At 75.7% G+C, this 17,825-nt stretch carries 15 protein-coding genes; 7 read left to right on the forward strand and 8 right to left on the reverse strand.

What is annotated here, in order from left to right:
- The first annotated feature begins 127 nt into the window (after window positions 1-127).
- Together WME96_RS31185 and WME96_RS31190 are read left to right on the forward strand one after the other, a co-directional pair.
- Complete coding sequence (locus tag WME96_RS31185) at window positions 128-763, forward strand: N-acetyltransferase family protein (RefSeq protein ID WP_437285232.1); 636 nt, start codon at window positions 128-130, stop codon at window positions 761-763.
- 74 nt (window positions 764-837) lie between these two features.
- Entirely contained in the window at window positions 838-2,160 is a 1,323-nt protein-coding gene (locus WME96_RS31190; protein ID WP_437285233.1) for an MFS transporter, read from the forward strand.
- 9 nt (window positions 2,161-2,169) lie between these two features.
- Here the strand turns inward: WME96_RS31190 and WME96_RS31195 are convergent, their stop codons facing one another.
- Window positions 2,170-3,441, reverse strand: a complete 1,272-nt coding sequence (locus WME96_RS31195; protein ID WP_437285234.1) for a M14 family metallopeptidase — start codon at window positions 3,439-3,441, stop codon at window positions 2,170-2,172.
- 107 nt (window positions 3,442-3,548) lie between these two features.
- On the opposite strand from WME96_RS31195, the gene WME96_RS31200 reads away from it, so the two are divergent.
- Together WME96_RS31200 and WME96_RS31205 are read left to right on the forward strand one after the other, a co-directional pair.
- Window positions 3,549-4,079 (forward strand): hypothetical protein, encoded by a 531-nt coding sequence (locus WME96_RS31200; protein ID WP_437285235.1) that lies wholly within the window; start codon window positions 3,549-3,551, stop codon window positions 4,077-4,079.
- A 68-nt stretch (window positions 4,080-4,147) separates the two neighbouring features.
- Window positions 4,148-4,744 (forward strand): Uma2 family endonuclease, encoded by a 597-nt coding sequence (locus WME96_RS31205; protein ID WP_437285236.1) that lies wholly within the window; start codon window positions 4,148-4,150, stop codon window positions 4,742-4,744.
- A gap of 88 nt (window positions 4,745-4,832) precedes the next feature.
- Here the strand turns inward: WME96_RS31205 and WME96_RS31210 are convergent, their stop codons facing one another.
- From WME96_RS31210 to WME96_RS31220, 3 genes are read right to left on the reverse strand one after another with little or no spacing between them, the layout of a single operon-like run.
- Window positions 4,833-5,747 carry an ABC transporter permease subunit gene (locus WME96_RS31210; RefSeq protein ID WP_437285237.1) on the reverse strand — a complete coding sequence of 305 codons (915 nt, stop codon included), beginning with the start codon at window positions 5,745-5,747 and terminating at the stop codon, window positions 4,833-4,835.
- Complete coding sequence (locus WME96_RS31215) at window positions 5,744-6,835, reverse strand: ABC transporter permease (RefSeq protein WP_437285238.1); 1,092 nt, start codon at window positions 6,833-6,835, stop codon at window positions 5,744-5,746. The genes WME96_RS31210 and WME96_RS31215 overlap by 4 nt, the downstream gene beginning before the upstream one ends.
- On the reverse strand, window positions 6,832-8,436 hold the full coding sequence (locus tag WME96_RS31220; protein WP_437285239.1) for an ABC transporter ATP-binding protein: 1,605 nt from the start codon (window positions 8,434-8,436) through the stop codon (window positions 6,832-6,834). Before WME96_RS31220 ends, WME96_RS31215 begins: the two co-directional genes overlap by 4 nt.
- A 220-nt stretch (window positions 8,437-8,656) precedes the next feature.
- Between WME96_RS31220 and WME96_RS31225 the strand changes: the two genes are divergently transcribed.
- Window positions 8,657-11,089: a fused MFS/spermidine synthase gene (locus WME96_RS31225; RefSeq protein ID WP_437285240.1), complete on the forward strand. Its 2,433-nt coding sequence runs from the start codon at window positions 8,657-8,659 to the stop codon at window positions 11,087-11,089.
- Between the two features lie 79 nt (window positions 11,090-11,168).
- On the opposite strand, the gene WME96_RS31230 is transcribed toward WME96_RS31225, so the two are convergent.
- Window positions 11,169-11,972, reverse strand: a complete 804-nt coding sequence (locus tag WME96_RS31230; protein WP_437285241.1) for an OmpA family protein — start codon at window positions 11,970-11,972, stop codon at window positions 11,169-11,171.
- Window positions 11,973-12,099: 127 nt separating this feature from the next.
- Between WME96_RS31230 and larE the strand changes: the two genes are divergently transcribed.
- Together larE and WME96_RS31240 are read left to right on the forward strand one after the other, a co-directional pair.
- A complete protein-coding gene (gene larE / locus WME96_RS31235) occupies window positions 12,100-12,960 on the forward strand; it encodes an ATP-dependent sacrificial sulfur transferase LarE (protein ID WP_433927845.1) in 861 nt (286 codons plus the stop codon).
- 34 nt (window positions 12,961-12,994) lie between these two features.
- Window positions 12,995-13,915, forward strand: coding sequence for an MBL fold metallo-hydrolase (locus tag WME96_RS31240; RefSeq protein WP_437285242.1), 921 nt, complete (start codon window positions 12,995-12,997; stop codon window positions 13,913-13,915).
- 68 nt (window positions 13,916-13,983) lie between these two features.
- On the opposite strand, the gene WME96_RS31245 is transcribed toward WME96_RS31240, so the two are convergent.
- The 3 genes from WME96_RS31245 to WME96_RS31255 all read right to left on the reverse strand — a co-directional run bounded on the left by WME96_RS31245 (window position 13,984) and on the right by WME96_RS31255 (window position 17,823).
- On the reverse strand, window positions 13,984-14,829 hold the full coding sequence (locus WME96_RS31245) for a pyruvate, water dikinase regulatory protein (RefSeq protein ID WP_437285243.1): 846 nt from the start codon (window positions 14,827-14,829) through the stop codon (window positions 13,984-13,986).
- 101 nt (window positions 14,830-14,930) lie between these two features.
- Window positions 14,931-16,031, reverse strand: coding sequence for a molecular chaperone DnaJ (gene dnaJ, locus WME96_RS31250; protein ID WP_437285244.1), 1,101 nt, complete (start codon window positions 16,029-16,031; stop codon window positions 14,931-14,933).
- A 52-nt stretch (window positions 16,032-16,083) separates the two neighbouring features.
- On the reverse strand, window positions 16,084-17,823 hold the full coding sequence (locus WME96_RS31255; protein WP_437285245.1) for a class I adenylate-forming enzyme family protein: 1,740 nt from the start codon (window positions 17,821-17,823) through the stop codon (window positions 16,084-16,086).
- Window positions 17,824-17,825: the final 2 nt, after the last annotated feature.

A 17,825-nucleotide genomic window follows, 5' to 3' on the forward strand; every position in this document is an offset into this window, starting at 1 on the left:
CGCGCGCGAGGCGCTCCGCGCAGACCGTCGGGTCGCCGGATCGAGCGTCGCCCGCGCCGCCGCCTTTCCCGGTCGCACGCGCGCTGCCGCGGCACTACGCTGCCCGCGGCGCGGCGCGCGCCACGGCATGGACCCCTCCCCCGCCCTCCCCGCCATCGTTCCAGCGCAGCGCTCGGACGCGCGCGCCTTCATGGCCTACCTCATCGAGCACATCGCCGAGTCCGGCCGGCACGGCACGCCTCATTTCGCCGTCGCGACGTCGCTGGCGCCCGACGAGGTCGAGCAGAGCGCGCGCGAGCGCTGGAGCAAGCCGCTCGACGAGCCGCTCTGGGGCCGCGCCTGGCTGCTCCTGTCCAGCGAGCCGCGGCCGCGCGTCGTCGGGCACATCGAGCTGCGCGGCGGCCGCGTGCGGTCGGAGTGCCACCGCGCCGTCGTCGCGATGGGCATCCTCCGCCCGTACACGGGGCAGGGCCACGGCCGGCGCCTGCTCGAGACGGCGATCGCGTGGGCCCGCGACAGGGCGGGCCTCTCCTACCTCGACCTCGGCGTCTTCTCCAACAACGAGCGCGCTGTGCGGCTCTACACGCGCGTGGGCTTCGTCCCCGCCGGCGCCCGCGACGACGCGTTTCGGGTCGACGGCACCATCCTGGACGAGATCCAGATGACGCTCGCGCTCCACGCGCCCGAGCCGCGCGCGGCGGCACCATCAGGGCAACCGGGGCAAGCGGAGCAGGCAGGGCGATCCGGGCAAGGTACGCGCTGAGCCGCTGCGAGGGGGCCCCTGGGCGGACCGGGCGGGCTCCCGGGGATCGCAGGAGGGTACACGCCGCCGCGCAGATGGGTCATGAGGACACCGCCGTCCGGACGCCCGTCCGCCGGCCGCCCCGACCATCGCCGGCGCGGACCGCCCGCGGTCCTCCCCGCAGTCCATCGCCCCCGAGAGCCACCATGCGCCGCTCGCCGCTCCTGCCGATTTTCCTGACCGTCTTCGTCGACGTCCTCGGTCTGACGCTCGTCCTGCCGCTGCTGCCGTTCTACGCCGAGCACTTCGGCGCCAGCGAGCTCGTGGTCGGCGTGCTCGCGGCGAGCTACGCGGTCTGCCAGCTCGTCTCCGGGCCGATCCTCGGGCGGATCTCCGACCGGGTGGGCCGCAAGCCGACGCTGCTCGCGAGCCAGACCGGCACGTTCATCGGGTTCCTCGTGCTCGGCTCGGCGAGCTCGCTCTGGATGCTCTTCCTGGGGCGGATCATCGACGGCCTCACGGCCGGGAACCTGACGATCGCGCAGGCGTACATCAGCGACGTGACCCGGCCGGAGGAGCGCACGCGGGCGTTCGGCCTGATCGGCATCGCCTTCGGCTCGGGGTTCCTGCTCGGCCCGGCCATCACGGGGGAGCTCGCGAGCCGGTTCGGCTACGGGGCCCCGGCCCTCGGCGCGGCGGCGCTGTCGCTGACGTCGATCCTCCTGACCGCCACGCTGCTGCCCGCGAAGCCGATCGCGCCGGCGGCCGCGACCGAGGCGGCGGGGGCCGGGGCCGCCCGGCCGGCGTCCGACGTCCGCGTCGGCCGCGGGGACGCCTTCCGCCGCTTCTTCGACCGGCCGCTCGCGCGGCGCCGGCTGCTCGAGTTCTTCGCCTTCTCCCTCTCGTTCTCGACGCTGATCGGCGGCCTCGCGCTCTTCCTCGAGCGGCGCTTCGCCTTCGGCGTCAAGGAGACGGGCTACATCTTCGCCTTCTCGGGCCTCATCGGCGGGAGCATCCAGGGCGGCGCGCTCGGCCGGCTGGCGAAGCGGTACGGCGAGCAGCGGCTCGCGGTGCTCGGCTTCGCCACGATGGTGATCGGCTACGGCCTGCTCGGCGCGGCGTACGGGTTGCCCGCGCTGCTGCTGCTCGTGGCGATCGGGGCGTTCGGCTCGGCGGTCGTGCGGCCGAGCATCACCACGCTGCTCACGAAGAGCGTCGGCCGCGACGAGCAGGGCGCGGCGCTCGGCGTGAGCCAGTCGCTGGCGAGCATCTCGCAGATCGTGGGCCCGATCGGCGCCGGCTGGCTGATCGAGCACCGGGCGCTCACGGCGTACGGCCTGATGGCGGCGACGTTCGCCGTCGTCGGCCTCTTCCTCGGCGCGCAGAAGATCCCCGCCGGCGAGGCGGTCGAGCTCTGAGCGGCGCGCTCAGGCGCGCGCGCCCTTCACGAAGGGCAGGACGGCCTCGACGAGCTGCGGCGCGGCGTCGTCGAGCTTGCGTGGGTTGAACCAGGCGAACGGCTCGGCGAGGCGCGACGGGCGCAGGCCGAGCTCGCCGCGCGAGCACTCGACGAGGAGCGACAGCGCCCCGTGGCGATCGTGGAGCCAGTCGATCTCCAGGCCCGCCTTGCGGATGCCCCAGGCGAAGCGGACGTACGACATGGCGCGGTACGGCCTGCGGTCCGCGGCGCGCGCGACGCGCAGGGCAAAGGCGCGGTGCTCGGCGGCGTCGGCGACGGGCCAGAGGCTGTGCGCCGGCGGGTACAGCACGGCGCCGCCGGCGCTGTGCAGCGACAGGGCGCGATCGATCCGGCGCGAGGACAGCGCGTGCGCGATGGCCTCGACCTCCGGCTCGCTCGCGGGGCGGCTGCCGGGCGACGAGACGAGCCCGACGAGGCGCTGCACGAGGCCGCGCTCGTACCATCCGGCGTCGAAGTTCCGGTTGAGGTCGACGCCGCGGGCGTTGCCGCGCACGTACCGGCGGCGCCCGGCGCGGAGGTTCATCTCGACGCGGAGGAGCCCGTCCGGGTTCACGATCGGGACGGCGAAGATCGACCGGCCGCGGAGGTCCTCGGCCGCGAGGCGCTCGAGCAGCGCGAGGTGGGTCTCGACGCCGATCCACTCGAGCGGGTGGATCCCGGACAGGATCACCGTCGTCCGCGCGCGCTCGCGCGGCCCTGCGCCGCCGGGGCCCCGCCGATCGAGCGGGCCGGCGCGCTCGGCCGGTTGCGCGAGGGCGGCGTCGTCCGGCGCACGGTCGTCCGCGTCGGCCACCGCGCCGGCGCCGTGGTGCGCCCCGGGGCCGGGCGCGCCGTTCAGCGAGTTTCCCCCATGCTGAGGGCTCCCCCCACGCCGAGGGCTCCCCGTGCGCTGCGGGCTCCCCCCAACCCCGGAGCTCCCCCCGTGCTGGCCGGGCAGCGCCGAGAGGTCCGCGCGCTCCTGGTGGTGGCCGGCCGGCGCGGCAGCGCCGAGCTGAACGGCGAGCAGCGGCTCGCCGCGGACCGAGCGCCCGATCAGGGAGAGCTGCGCCCCGCGGTCGGCGAGCCGGTCGAGCGCCTCGAGCAGCTCGCCGTACCCGCGGTAGGGGCCGAGCCCGCGACGAGCGAGCTGGCGCGAGAGCGGAGCCCGGCGGTGTACGAACAGGGCCGCCCTCAGGGCGGCCCGGCCTTGCTCTTCCGACCCCTGATCGGACTTCGGCATGCAGGGCTAACCTTTACCCTAGATGACATGGATCACGGAGCGCCGGTCGCGCCTTCGCGCGATCGGGACCTGGTCGCTCCCGGATTACCGTGGCAGCGGGCGCGCATATGGAATTCGACGGCAATGGGTGGGCGGAAGGACGGATCGAGCTGCTGCGGCCGAGCGAGGGCTGGTCGCTGCTGTCGCCGGAGCCCGAGGCGCGGATCGATGAGCACCGGTGGGCGCACCAGGCGCGCGTCTTCTTCCGGGCGGAGCTCACGCTCGTGCAGAAGAAGGCGTATCCGTCGGGGGGCACGCCGATGGCCGACGCCGTGGAGGTCGACGTCGCGCGCGCGGGCGGCGCGCCGAGCCGGGTGCTCGTGCTGACGGTGCCGCTGGATCGCGCGCCCCTGGTCCGGGCGGCGGCCGCGGCGGGGGTGCGGGCGATCGGCGGGCGCGGGTTCGACGCGCTGCTCGGGCGGGCGCGGCGCGCGTGGCAGGTGCGCGAGCCGCAGGTCGCGGGCGACGACGCGCGCGCGCCGCTGCTGGTGACCGCGGTGCTCGCGGCGGTGCTGCTCGCGCCCGTGGTGCCGCCCGGAGAGGAGACGATCTTCGGGGTGAAGGGGGCGCGGGAGCGGCTGCAGCGGCTGGGCTGGTGACGGGCGGCGAGGGACGGGTTCGTCCGCGGAGCGCCCCCCTCCTTCCTGCGGTACGATGATCGCGCCCCATGGAACTCGCACCTCGGCTCGTCCGTCCGGCCACGCTCGCCGACCTGGAGGCGCTGCCGCCGACCTGGCGCGGCGAGATCCTCGACGACACGCTCTACGCCTTCCCTCGCCCGCGCGCCCCGCACGCGAGCGTCGAGGGGCTGATCACGACGGACCTGACCAACCCGTTCCAGCGAGGGCGGGGCGGCCCGGGCGGCTGGTGGATCCTCCCGGAGCCGAGCATCCAGCTGCCCGGCGCGCCGGAGGTGTCGCCCGACCTCGCGGGCTTTCGCCGGGAACGTCTCCCGGCGCTCCCCAGCAAGGGCCCCATCACCGTCGTGCCAGACTGGGTCTGCGAGATCCTGTCGCCCAGCACCGCGAGCTACGACCAGATCGTCAAGCGCCGCTTCTACAATCGGATCGGCGTCCCGCACATCTGGTACGTCGATCCCCGCGACCGGACGCTCCTCGTCGCCCAGCACGTCGAGGGCAGGTGGATGGAGCTCGGCATCCACGGCGCGGACGAGAAGGTGCGCGCCGCGCCGTTCGACGCGATCGAGATCGATCTCGCCGCCTGGTGGGACGGCATCGCGCCGGAGAAGAGCGCGGAGCCCTGACGGCCCGCGCCGCGGCGGCGCGGCGCCCTTCGCCGGCGCGCGCGGCCGCGCGGCCGCGCGCCGCGACGCGGCGATCCGACGAGGCAGGTCACGGATCGGCGCCCTTCGCCGGCGCGCGCGGCCGCGCGGCCGCGCGCCGCGACGCGAGCGCCAGGGCCGCGAGCGTCGCGACGTACGGCAGGAGCTGCACGAGATCGCCCGCGCGCGACGCCCCGCGCGCCGCCGGCTGGAGCGCGATCTGGAGCGCCTCCAGCGCGCCGAACACGAGGCACGCGAGCGCCGCGCGGCCGGCGCGCAGGCCGCTCACGACGACCGCCGCGAGCGCGATGAAGCCGCGGCCGCTCGACATGCCGGCGTCGAAGCGGTGCTGGTCGTAGGCGAGGTGCGCGCCGCCGAGCGCGCAGATCGCGCCGGACAGCGCGAGCGCGGCGCAGCGGACGCGGGTCACGGGGACGCCCGCGGCGGCGGCGGCGACGGCGTCCTCGCCCGCGGCGCGCACGCGGAGCCCGAAGCGGGTGCGCGCGAGCAGGAGCGGCGTGGCCGCGACCGCGAGCGCCGCCGCGAGGGCGATCGGATCCAGGAGCACGCGCGCGAGCAGCGCCGCGCCGGTCTTCCCTGTCGGGCCGGCGCGGAAGCCCTCGATGGCGGGCGAGCCCGAGGAGCTGTCGTAGAGGCCGCGCAGGAGGAGGCGCGTGCCCGCGTAGGCGAGCAGGTTGAGCGCGATGCCGCTGATGACGGCGTGCACGCCGGCGCGCTCGACGAGCAGCGCGTGGCCGAGCGAGAGGGCGGCGCCCGCGGCGATCGCGGCCGCGAGGCCGGCGGCCGCGCTGCCCGTCGCGAGGGCGACCGCCACCGAGGCGAACGCGCTCGCGAGCAGCACCCCTTCCAGGCCGATCTGGACGACGCCCGCGCGCTCCGCCCAGATGCCGCCGATCGCCGCGCAGGCGTAGGGCGCGGCGATCCGCAGCGTCTCCGCGGCCATCACGAGCGCGGGCGGGCTCACCGCGGCGCCGCCCCGGGGAGGCGCGGGCGGCGCGCGCGCTCGCCGATGCCCGCCGCCGCGGCGACGAGCACGATGGCCAGCGCCTCGAGCACGTCCATCGCCTCCTTCGGGACGCGCGCGTTGACGGCGAGGCCGGCCTGCTCGAGGGTGCCGAAGAGAACGGCCGCGAGGACGAGCCCGAGCGGCGTCCCGCGGCCGAGCAGCGCGACCGGGATCCCGGAGAAGCCCGCGCCCGCGCCGAGGCCGAGCTCGTAGTACCCCTTGTAGCCGAGCGTCGTCGCGGTCATGGCGGCGCCGGCGACGGCGCCGGAGGCGAGCATCGCCGCGAGGCGGCGGCGCGGCACGTCGATGCCCTCGGCGCGTGCGGCCTCGGCGCCCAGCCCCACGAAGCGCATCTCGCGGCCCGCGCGGCTCCGCGACAGCGCGCGGTGCGCCGCGAACGCGAGCGCCACCGCGAGGACGAAGGCGACGCTCGCGGCGCTGCCGCGCAGGGCGGGGACGAAGCGGTCGAGCCGCGGCAGCGTGGCCGCGGGGATGGCGTCCGCGGTGCGCATCGCGGCCGTACCGAGGGCCGACGCGAGCAGCCACGGCGCGAGCACGTCGGCGATGCGGTTCATCATGATCCCGCTGATGATCTCGTGGGCGCCGAGGCGCGCGCGCAGGAGCGCGGGGACGAGCGCGACGCCGGCGCCGGTCGCCATGGCGCACGCGATCGACGCCGGGACGGCGACGGCCCACGGCGTGCCCGGGGGGAGCCCGGCCGCGACGACGGCGCCCGCGAGGCTCGCCATCGCGACCTGCCCCTCGGCGCCGATGTTGAAGAGCCCGGCGCGCAGCGCGATGGAGAAGGCGAGCCCGGTGAAGAGGAGCGGGGTCGCCTTGAAGAGCACCTGCCCCACGCCGTACGGGGTGCCCCACGTGCCCTCGAAGGCGCGGACCAGCACCGAGATCGGCGCCTCGCCGAAGCTGAACGAGAGGAGGTTCAGGGCGAGGAGGATGCCGCCGAGCACGAGCGCCGCCGGGAGGGCGCCCGCCTGCAGCCGGCGCGGCCAGCGCGCGGGCGTCGACGGCGCGCTGGCCGCGCTCACGCGGCCTCCAGGCCGAGCATCGCGCGCCCGATCTGCTCGTCGGAGCACCCGGGGGGCAGGCTCGCGACGATCCTGCCCTGGCGCATCACGAGCAGCCGGTGGCAGAGCCGCCGGAGCTCGCCGAGGTCCGCGCTGATCACGAGGATCGCGAGCCCCGCCCTGGAGGCCTCGGCGATGGCCGCGTGGATCACCGCGGCGGCGCCGACGTCGACGCCCCGGGTCGGCTGGGCGAGGACCGCGGCGGCGCGGCGCGGCGCGCGGGTCGCCTCGCCCGGGCCGGGCGCCGCCGGCGCGACGCGGTCGAGCGCGCGCGCGACCACGATCTTCTGCTGGTTCCCGCCGGAGAGCTCGCCCGCGAGGCGGGCCGGATCCGGCGGCTCGACGCGGAAGCGGGCGACGCGGCGCGCGACGAGGGCCGCCTCGGCGGCGCGCCCGCGGGCGCCGCGCGGCAGCTCGCCGAGGTCGCCGAGGACGAGGTTGTCGCGGACCGGCGCGTCGAGGAGCAGGCCCTCGGCGTGGCGGTCCTCGTGCACCACGCCGAGGCACGCCCGGCGCGCGCGGATGCCCCACGAGGAGATCTCGACCCCGCCGACGGCGACGCGACCGGCCGCGCGCGGCTCCATCCCGGCGAGGGCGCGCGCGAGCTCGCGCTGGCCGTTGCCCTCGACGCCCGCGACGCCGGCGATCTCCCCCGCGCGCACCGCGAGGCTCACGCCGTCGAGCAGGCGCCGCCCGCCGGCGCCTGTCACGGTGAGCCCGGCGACCTCGAGCGCCGCGGGCGCGCCCTCGGCGAGCGGCGGCCGCTCGACCTGCGGGGGCGGCTCGCCGCCCATGATCGCGCAGGTGAGCTCGCGCTCCCCGTCCGCCGACCGGCGCACCGCCGGCCAGGCCAGCGCGACCTGCCCGCGGCGCATCACCGTGACGCGATCCGCGAACCGGATCACCTCGTCGAGCCGGTGGGTCACGACCGCGACCGTGCGGCCCTCGCGCGCGAGGCGCCGGAGGGTCGCGTACAGCTCGTCCGCCTCCAGCGGAGAGAGCACGGCCGTCGGCTCGTCGAGCAGGATCGCCCGGGCCCCGCGGTAGAGCACCCGCAGGATCTCGAGCTTCTGCCGCTCGCCCACGGTGAGCGCGGACGTGACGGCGTCGAGCGGGATCGAGAGCCCCGCGGCCTGCATGAGCGCGCCGGCGCCGGCGCGGGCAGCGGCGAGGTCGAGGCGCCCCCCGCGGCGCGCGGGCTCGCAGCCGAGCACGAGGTTCTCGAGCGCGCGGAAGCTCCCGACGAGCATGAAGTGCTGGTGGACCATGCCCACGCCGCGGCGGGCGGCCTCGGCGGGCGTCGCCGGCCGGAGCGGGACGCCGTCGACCCGGACGACGCCGGCGTCGGGCGCGAGCACGCCGGCGGCGAGCTTGAGGAGCGTGGACTTGCCGGCGCCGTTCTCGCCCACGATCGCGTGGAGCGCGCCGGGCGCGAGGCGGAGCGAGGCGTCGCGCACGGCGATCTGCGCGCCGTAGCGGCGGCTCACGCCGTCGAGCTCGATCGCCGCGCCCGGGCCGGGGACGGCCGGCGCGAGGGCACCCGCGGCCGGCGGTGCGGTCATGAAGCGCGGCTCCAGGGCGAGCGCGGCGGCGCGACGGCGGGGCGACGCTGGGCGATCACGCCCGGGATAAGCGGCCCACCCTGGCGTGACGCCAGTCGCGCCGGCGCTCCTTGGAGGTCCGGGTTTGCCCGAGGAGCGCCGCCGAGGACGGCACATCGAGCGCCCCTCGCGCGCCGCTAAGATGCCTGCTCCTGCCGCGCCTGTACTAGCGTGCGCGCCCGTGCGCTCTCGCTTCCCGCTCGTGGCCGCGCTGTTCTTCGTCTCTGGCGCCACCGGCCTCCTCTACGAGGTCGCCTTCTCCAAGCTGCTCGCCTACGTCTTCGGCGCCACCGCCTATGCCGTGAGCACGGTCCTCGCCTCCTTCATGGGCGGCCTCGCCCTCGGCGCGCACCTCGGCGGCCGGCACGCCGCGGCCGCCCGCCGCCCGCTCGTCGTCTACGGCGTGCTCGAGGCGATCGTCGGCGCGATCTGCGCCGCCTCGCCGTTCCTGTTCGAGGCGCTGACCTCGGCCTACGTCGCCGTCGCCCGCGCCGCGCCGGACTCGCTCACGCTGCTCACCGCCGCGCGCGCCGCGCTGACGGCCCTCGTGGTCGTCGTCCCCACGGTCGCGATGGGCGCCACCCTGCCCGTGCTCTCGCGCATCGTCCGCGCCGACGCCGGCGCCGCGCCGGACGGCGGCGCGCCCCCCGCAGACCACGACGCCGCGCGCCGCCTCGCCTCGCTCTACGCCATCAACACGGCGGGCGGCGCGGCCGGCGCGCTCTCCGGCGCCTACGTCGTCCTCCCGCACCTCGGCATCCGCGGCGCGCTCTGGTCCGCGGCGATCGCCAACCTCATCCTCGGCGCCGTCGCGATCGCCGCCGGGCTCCGCGTCGCGGCGCCCGCGCTCGACGCCGCGGCGGCGGCTCGCTCTGCCGGGGCCCGCTCTCCCGAGGCCCGCTCGCCGGAGGCTCGCCCCCTGGACGCCCCCCTCCCCGCCCCCGCCGACCGCGGCGAGCCGGCGTTCCTGCTCCCGCTCGCGTTCGCCTCGGGCTTCCTGGTCTTCGCCGCCGAGGTCGTCCAGACGCACCTGCTCGCGCTGCTCATCGGCAACAGCGCCTACGCCTTCGGGCTGATGCTCGCCGTCTTCCTCGTCTGCCTCGCGGCCGGCGCCGCGCGCTCGCATGTCCTCGCGCGCCGCCACGGCGAGGGCGCGCTCTGGCGCGGGCTCGTCTCCGCGGCCCTCTCGCTCGCGGCCACCATCCCGCTCTGGGACCAGCTCCCGCGGATCTTCGCCTTCGCGGGCAAGCACGTCGACAGCTGGGCCGGCCGCGAGGCGTGCCGCGCGCTCGCCGCGCTCGCGATCCTCGCGCTGCCCACGCTGTGCATGGGCACCACCTTCCCCCTCCTCCTCGCGCGCGCCGCCGCGCACGCCGACGTGGCGGCGCGCGTCGGCAGGCTCACCTCCGCCAACACCCTCGGCACGATCGCCGGATCCATCGTCACCGGCTACCTGCTCCTGCCCGCGCTCGGCTCGGAGCGCGCCCTCCTCGCGATCGCGCTCGCCTTCGCCCTGACCGCCGTCCTCGCCGCCGCGCGCGCCCGCGCCGAGCTCCCCCGCGCCCTCGCCGTCGCCGCCGCCGCGGCCGCCCTCGCCGCGCTCGCGCCCCGCTGGGACATGGCGCGCCTCACGAGCGGCGCGAACGTCTACTTCGCCATGGGTCCGCGCCCCGAGCGCATCGACTTCGTGCGCGAGGACGTGCACGGCGGCGTCACCACCGTCGCGCACCGCGCCGGCGTCACGACCATGTACACGAACGGCAAGTTCCAGGGCGACGACGGCCCCGAGATGACGGCGCAGCGGCGGTTCGCGCACTTCCCCTCGCTCTTCGTCCGCGACGCGCGCGCCGCGCTCGTCATCGGCCTCGGCACCGGCACGACGACGGGCACCATCGCCGCCTACCCCTTCGAGCGCATCGACGTCGCCGAGATCTCGCCCGCCATCGTCGAGGCCTCTCGCCGCTTCTTCGCGGGCCCGAGCCTCCAGGCGCTCGACGACCCCCGCGTGCGCCTCTCGCTCAACGACGGCAGGAACGAGCTGCTCGTCGCGCAGCGCCGCTACGATCTCATCGCGATCGAGCTCACCAGCGTCTGGTTCGCCGGCGCCGCGAGCCTCTACAGCCGCGAGTTCTACGAGCTCGCCCGGTCCCGGCTCACCGAGGGCGGCGTCCTGCAGCAGTGGGTGCAGCTCCACCACATCCGGCCGCGCGAGCTCGCCGCCGTGGTGCGGACGATGCGCAGCGCCTTCCCGCACGTGGCGCTGTTCGTGGGCGGCGCGCAGGGCATCCTGGTCGCGAGCGCCGCGCCGCTCGTCGCCTCGGAGGCGCGCCTCGCCGAGCTCGACGCGCGCCCGGCGCTCCAGCCCACGCTCGCCGGCGCGCGGCTCGCGGACCTGCTCGGCGACCTCGTGACCTCTGGCGAGGACCTCGACCGGTTCATCGCCGACGCGGCCGAGGACGGCGGCCCGATCCTCTCCACCGACGACAACCTCTACCTCGAGTACGCCACGCCGAAGGGCAACGTGCTCCCGTACGGCGCGTCGCTCGACGCGACGCTCGCGCTCCTGGAGCGGTACCGCACGCGGTCGCCGCGCGCGCGGCACCTCGGGCCCTGAGCGCGCTCAGCCCCCGCCCGCCGGCGACCGCCCCCGAGGGCGCTCGGCCCCGCCCGCCGGCGACCGCCCCCGAGGGCGCTCAGCTCCCGCCCGCCGGCTTCGCGGGCGCGCCGTCCTTGGCCGGCGCGATCGGCGCCGGCGGCTCGCCCTCCGGCGCCGCCTGGCCCCGCGGCTTGACCTGCACCGGCCTGATCTCGTCGCCCGTCGCCACGAAGCCCCTGCGCAGCGGCGGCGCCTTCGGCTGCGCGGCCTGCTGCGCGCGCAGCTTGCGCTCCTCCAGGCTCAGCACCTCCAGCGCGAGGCCGCCCGCGTACGGGTCCTGTCCCATGAAGGGGCGCCCGTTCACCTCGGCGACGTGGAACTCGACCCGGCGGTTCTCGCTGCGCCCCGCCGCGATCTCGTTCGGCCCGAGCGGGCGCGACTCGCCGAAGCCGACCGCGATCAGCCGGAGGTTCTCGACCCCGTGATCGACCAGCCAGTCGGCGACCGCGAGGGCGCGCTTCGCGCTGAGGTCCTGGTTGTGCTCCTCGCTCGCCTGCGCGTCGGTGTGCCCCTCGATCCGCAGCCGCGTCACCTCGGGGTGCTCCTTGAGGAACTGGAGCAGCGTCTCCAGCGTCTTCTCGCTGCCCGGCCGGATCACCGCCTTGTTCGTCTCGAAGACGATCTTGCCCTCGATGTAGACCTGGCTCTCCCCGCCCTGCTCCGACCAGGCCTTCTCCGGATACCAGCGCGGGAGCGGGCGCTGCTCGTCGGCGCGCGGCAGGTCCCGCGGCGGCAGCCGGTTGTCTCCGCACCCCTGACCAGCGTGCGCGGCGGCCGCGAGCGCCACTGCGACCGCGAACGGCACGGCGGTGCGCCCTGCCTGCTTCCTCTTCGAGTCCATCTCGCCCTGTAGCGTGTCAGAACCCGCGCTCGAACCGCAAGTAACCTGGCGGGAGCGGGCGGAAGCAGGCGGCGCGGGCGCCGGGCCGACCGGCGCGCCATGCGGCGTGTGGTAAAGGAAGCGAGCCATGTCCGCGCCGTCGCCCACGCCCGAGGGCTCGCCCATCGACCACAAGCTCGCCCGGCTCCGCGACCGCCTTCGCGAGCTCGGCTCCGTCCTCGTCTGCTACTCCGGCGGGGTCGACAGCGCCTTCGTCCTCGCGGTGGCCCACCAGGAGCTCGGCCCGAGGGCCGTCGGGATGACGGCGGTCTCGCCGAGCCTCGCGCCGGCCGAGAAGGAAGAGGCCACGGCGATCGCCCGCCTGATCGGCGCCGACCACCGGCTGGTCGAGTCGTCCGAGATCGACGACCCGCGCTACGTGGCGAACAACCCCGACCGTTGCTTCCACTGCAAGAGCGAGCTCTACCGGATCGCCGTGCGCAAGCAGTCCGAGTGGGGGCTCGCGGCGATCCTGAACGGCACCAACACCGATGACCTCGGCGATTACCGCCCGGGCCTCGAGGCGGCGCGCGAGGCGGGCGTGCTGAGCCCCCTGGTCGAGCTCGGCTTCAGCAAGGCCGACGTGCGCGCCGGCGCCGCGCGCGTGGGCCTGCCCATCTGGGACAAGCCGGCCGCCGCCTGCCTCTCCAGCCGCATCCCCTACGGGACCAGCGTCACGCGCGAGCGGCTCGCGCAGATCGGCGGCTTCGAGGCCGCGCTGCGCGGCCTCGGCTTCCGCCAGGTCCGGGTCCGCTACCACGACGACCTCGCGCGCATCGAGCTCGACGCCGGCGAGCTCGCGCGCGCCGCCGAGCCGTCGATCCGCGCCGAGATCGTCGCCGCCGGCAAGCGGCACGGCTTCCGCTACGTGACGCTCGACCTCGGCGGGTACAGGACCGGCAGCCACAACGAGGTCCTCGTCGGCCGCGCCCTCAAGATCGTGAGCTGACCGGCGGCGCGCCCCGCCGAGAGGACCGCCGACCATGGGACGCTTCGATCACCTCGCGACGCAGCCGCGCCGCGGCCCGGCCGACATCCTCCGCTGGAAGGTCGTCGACGCGATCGCCGGCAAAAATCGCAAGGATCCCGGGGGGTTCTCGATGCCCACGCGCCCCTACGACCGCGCGCTCGTCGCGGGCGCCGCGCCGTCGCTCACCTGGATCGGCCACGCCTCCTTCCTGGTCGCGCTCGGCGGCGCGAGGCTGCTCATCGACCCCATCTACCGCGACGGGCCCGGGCCGCTGCGCCGCCTCGCGCCGCCCGGGATCCCGCTCGGCGAGCTGCCGCCCGTCGACGCGGTCCTGATCACCCACAACCACCGCGACCACCTCGACACGTGGACGCTGTCCCAGCTCGGCGGCGCGCCGCTCTACATCGCGCCCGTCGGCCACGAGGCGATCCTCCGCAAGGCGGGCGCGCAGCGGATCGTCGAGCTCGAGTGGTGGGGCGCCACCACCGTCGGCGGGGTCGAGATCACGCTGGTCCCCGCGCGCCACTGGTCGATGCGCTTTCCCTGGGACCGGAACGACGCGCTCTGGGGCGGCTACCTGATGCGCGCCGCCGAGGGGACCGCGTACCACTCGGGCGACACCGCGCTCTTCGACGGCTTCGCGGAGATCGGCCGGCGCGCCGGCGCGATCGACTGGGCCATGCTGCCGATCGGCGCCTACGATCCGCGCTGGTTCATGCAGCCCCAGCACATGTGCCCCGAGGAGGCGATCGAGGCGAGCCTCCTGCTCGGCGCGCGCCGGCTGGTGGCGATGCACTGGGGCACCTACCGGCTGACGGACGAGCCCCCCGGCGAGCCGCCGGAGCGGGTGCGCGCCGGCTGGCAGGCGCGCGGCCTCCCGGGCGACGCGCTCTGGATCCTCGACGTGGGCGAGACGCGGGCGCTCACCCGCTGACCGGCGCGCGCAGCGCGCTCACCCCGCGCGCTGCCTGCGCGTCCCCGGGTGCCCCCCGGCGCGCGGCCTCACATCAGCGTCGCGCGCGCCGCCTTCGCGCGCTCGTCGCGCTCCTTCAGGTGCTCGAGGATGATCACCGCCGTCTCCTCGATCGCGCGCCCGGTGACGTCGACCACCGGCCAGTCCGGGTGCGCGTCGAAGAGCCGGCGCGCGTAATCCAGCTCCTCCCGGACGTGCTCGCGCATCGCGTAGTTCGTCTCCGCGGGCATCCCGAGCTGGCGCAGGCGCGCCTGACGGATCGCGCAGAGCTGGTCGATCCCGATGGTGAGGCCGACGATCCTGTCCTGGGGCGCCTCCAGCAGCTCGTGCGGCGGCGGGACGCCGAGCACCAGGGGGTAGTTCGCGACCTTGAGGCCGCGCTGCGCGAGCAGCGTCGACAGCGGCGTCTTCGACGTGCGGGAGACCCCGACGAGGACGATGTCCGCCTTCTTGAAGTTCCGCGGCTCCTTGCCGTCGTCGCTCTTGACCGCGAACTCGACCGCCTCGATGCGCCGGAAGTACTCCTCGCTGAGCGGGAGCATCGCGCTCGGCAGGTTGATCGGCTCCCGGTCGAGGAAGGTGCCGAGCCGGACGATGAGCGAGCCGATCAGATCGATCGCCTCGATGTTCAGCTCGGCCGTGGCGCCGTGCACGAACTCGCGCAGCTCCGGGCTCACCACGGTGAACACGACCAGCGCGCCCTCCCTGGCCGCGCGCTCGAGCACGGGCCGCGCGATCTCCGGCGTGCGCACCCGGGTGTGCAGGCGGATCTGCACCCCCGCGTCCGGGTACTGGAGCAGCGCGGCGCGAACGGCCTTCTCCGCCGTCTCTCCCGTCGAGTCGCTCAGGACGTCGATGAACTTCGGCTTGTCCATGTCCGGTGCCTCCGTCGCCATCTCGGCTCAGGCGCGCGAGGCAGGGCTCGTGCCTCGGCGTTCAGCGGGACACGGAGGATCGCCCGCGGACACGCGGCAGGTCAACCAAACAGCCCCTTCAGCTTGTCCATGAAGCTGGCCTGCTGCGGCTGCACGTTCTCGCCGAGATCCTTCGCGAGCTGGGCGATGAGCTCCTTCTGCGTCGCGGTGAGCTGCGTCGGCACCTCGACGCTCACCTCGACGAGCTGATCGCCGCGCCCGCCGACGACGCGGCGCGGTATGCCCTTGCCCTTGATGCGGAGCACCGAGCCGGGCTGCGTGCCCGGGGGGATCCGCAGCCGGCCCTTCCCGTCGAGCGTCGGGATCTCCAGCTCGCCGCCGAGCGCCGCGCGCGCGAACGAGATCGGCACGGCGCACACGACGTCGTCGCCGACGCGGCGGAAGAAGTCGTGCGGCGCGACCCGGATGGTGAGCTCGAGGTCGCCCGGCCCGCGATCGGCGCGCGCGGCGTTGCCGCCGCGCTCCACGAGCCGGGTCGCGCCGTTCTCGACGCCCGCGGGGATGGTCACCTCGATGGTCTTCTGCTTCGCCGCGAGGCCAGCGCCGCGGCACGTCTTGCACGGATCGGTCACGATGCGGCCCGTGCCGCGGCACCGCCCGCAGGGGCGCTCGATCGCGATCGGGAACATGCCCTGCTGCATCCGGACGCGGCCGCGGCCCGCGCACGCCGCGCAGCGCTCTGTCGACGCGCCGGGCGCGGAGCCCGAGCCGGCGCAGTCGCCGCACGGCTCGACGCGATCGTAGGTGATCTGCTTCGTGCAGCCGAACGCCGCCTCCTCGAAGCTGATCCGCACCTCTTTCTGCAGCGTCCCGCGGTCGCCCACCCGGATGCCGAGGGCGCCGAGGAGGTCGCCGAAGATGGCGTCGAGGTTCAGGTCCTGCATGTCGAAGGGCACGCCCTGGAAGCCCGAGCCAGAAGCGGCGCCGACGGCGGCGGGGCCGAACCGATCGAACGCCGCGCGCTTCTGCGGATCGCTCAGGATCTGGTAGGCCGCGTTCAGCTCCTTGAAGCGGACGTGCGCCCCCTGATCACCCGGGTTCTTGTCGGGGTGGTGCTGCGCGGCGAGCCGCCGGAACGCGCTCTTGATTTCATCCTGCGTCGAGGAACGCTCGACGCCCAGTACTTCGTACGGATCCCGCACGACGAGCGAAATAGCATCGATCGCGCCCCCGGGACAGCGGCTACGGCGGCGCTCATCCCGCGGGTTTCGCCTCGGGTCCGGCGAGCTCGCGCTTCATCACCTTGCCCGTCGGGTTGCGCGGGAGCGCGTCGACGAAGACGACCTCGCGCGGGATCTTCGGGCCCGCGAGCCGCGCGCGGCAGTGCGCCTTGATGTCGTCCTCGCTCGCGTCCGCGCCGGGGCGCAGGGCGACGAACGCGCGCACGCGCTCCCCCCAGGCGCGATCGGGGACGCCCACCACGGCGGCCTCGGCGACCGCCGGGTGATCGTGGAGGACCGACTCCACCTCGGCGGGGTACACGTTGACGCCCCCCGAGATGATCAGGTCCCGCTTGCGGCCTTCGATGTGGTAGCAGCCGCGCGCGTCGCGGCGCGCGAGGTCGCCGACCGAGAAGTGGCCGTCCAGCATCGACTCGCGCGTGGCGTCGGGATCTCTGTGGTAGCCGGAGACGAGCAGGGGGCTCCTCACGTAGAGCTCGCCGACCTCGCCGTCGCCGCACGGCCGTCCATCCTCGCCGACGAGCATGAGCTCGCTGCCGGCGACGGGGCGCCCGATGGTGCCCGGCGACGCGCGCAGATCTTCGGGGCCCGCGATCGTCACGATGCCCGTCTCGGTCGCGCCGTAGAAGTTGAAGAGCTTGTCGCCCAGCACCCGCATCGCCTCCGCCGCGAGCGCCGGCGGCAGCGGCGCGCCGCCCGTGAAGATCGCGGTGAGCGACGACGTGTCGTATGCGCGGACGCGCGCCTCGCCGAGCTCGAGCACGCGGTGGAGCATCGTCGGGACAACCGCCGTCGTGGTCACGCGGTAGCGCTGGATCGCCTCGAGGAAGAGCTCGGGCTGGAACTCGGGGAGGATCACGATCGTCGCGCCGAGGATGAGCGACAGGTTGACGAAGCCGATCGCGGTGAGGTGGTAGAGCGGGCACACGGCGAGGTGCACGTCGCCGACCCGCATCGGCGTCGCGCCGATGGCCCCGAGCGCCGACGCGACGACCCCGCCGCCGAAGCCGCGCACCGCGCCCTTCGGCTTGCCGGTCGTGCCGGACGTGTACATCACCACGGCCGCGCGCTCGCTCCGGTCCGGGGCGGCGCCGCGCTCGGCGATGAGCTCGTCGAGGCGCGAGAAGCCCGGCGCGCCCTCGCCGACCGCGATCATGCCCTCGCGCGGGATGCCCTCGAGGAGCGGCGCGGCCTCGCGGATCACGTCGGCGATGTCGGCGTCGAACACGAGCAGGCGCGCCCCGGAGTGGCCCGCGAGGTACGAGAGCTCCGCGGGGGTCGAGCGCCACGAGGCCGTCACCACGGACGCGCCGACGCGGGCGAGCGCGATCTGGAGCATCACGAACTCGGGGCGGTTCTTGATCGCGAGCAGCGCCGTCGCGCCCGGGCCGACGCCGCGCCGGTCGAGCGCGTAGCCCAGCCGATCGATGATCTCGTTCGTCGCGAAGAACGAGTAGACCCGGTCCTCGACCGGGGCCCTCGCGCCGTCCGCCGCCGCGCGGCGCGCGAGGCTCAGCGGCTCGACCACCGCGATCCGGTGCGGGCTGTTCTCGGCGTGGAACCGGAACAGCAGCGACGGGTTCGCCTTGCCCCGGGCGAGCTCGCGCGCGAGGACCTTGAGCCCCGGCCAACGCAGCGCGGCGAGGAGCCCCGCCTGCGTCACCGCCCGCCCGGCGCCGAGCGCCTCGTCCTTGAGCGCGCCCATCCTCCGCCGCCCGCTCGCGAGCGCGGCCCTGGCACCACCGAGATCCATGG

This window comes from Sorangium sp. So ce406 (genome assembly GCF_051474675.1).
Classification (GTDB): Bacteria; Myxococcota_A; Polyangia; order Polyangiales; family Polyangiaceae; genus Sorangium; species Sorangium cellulosum_G.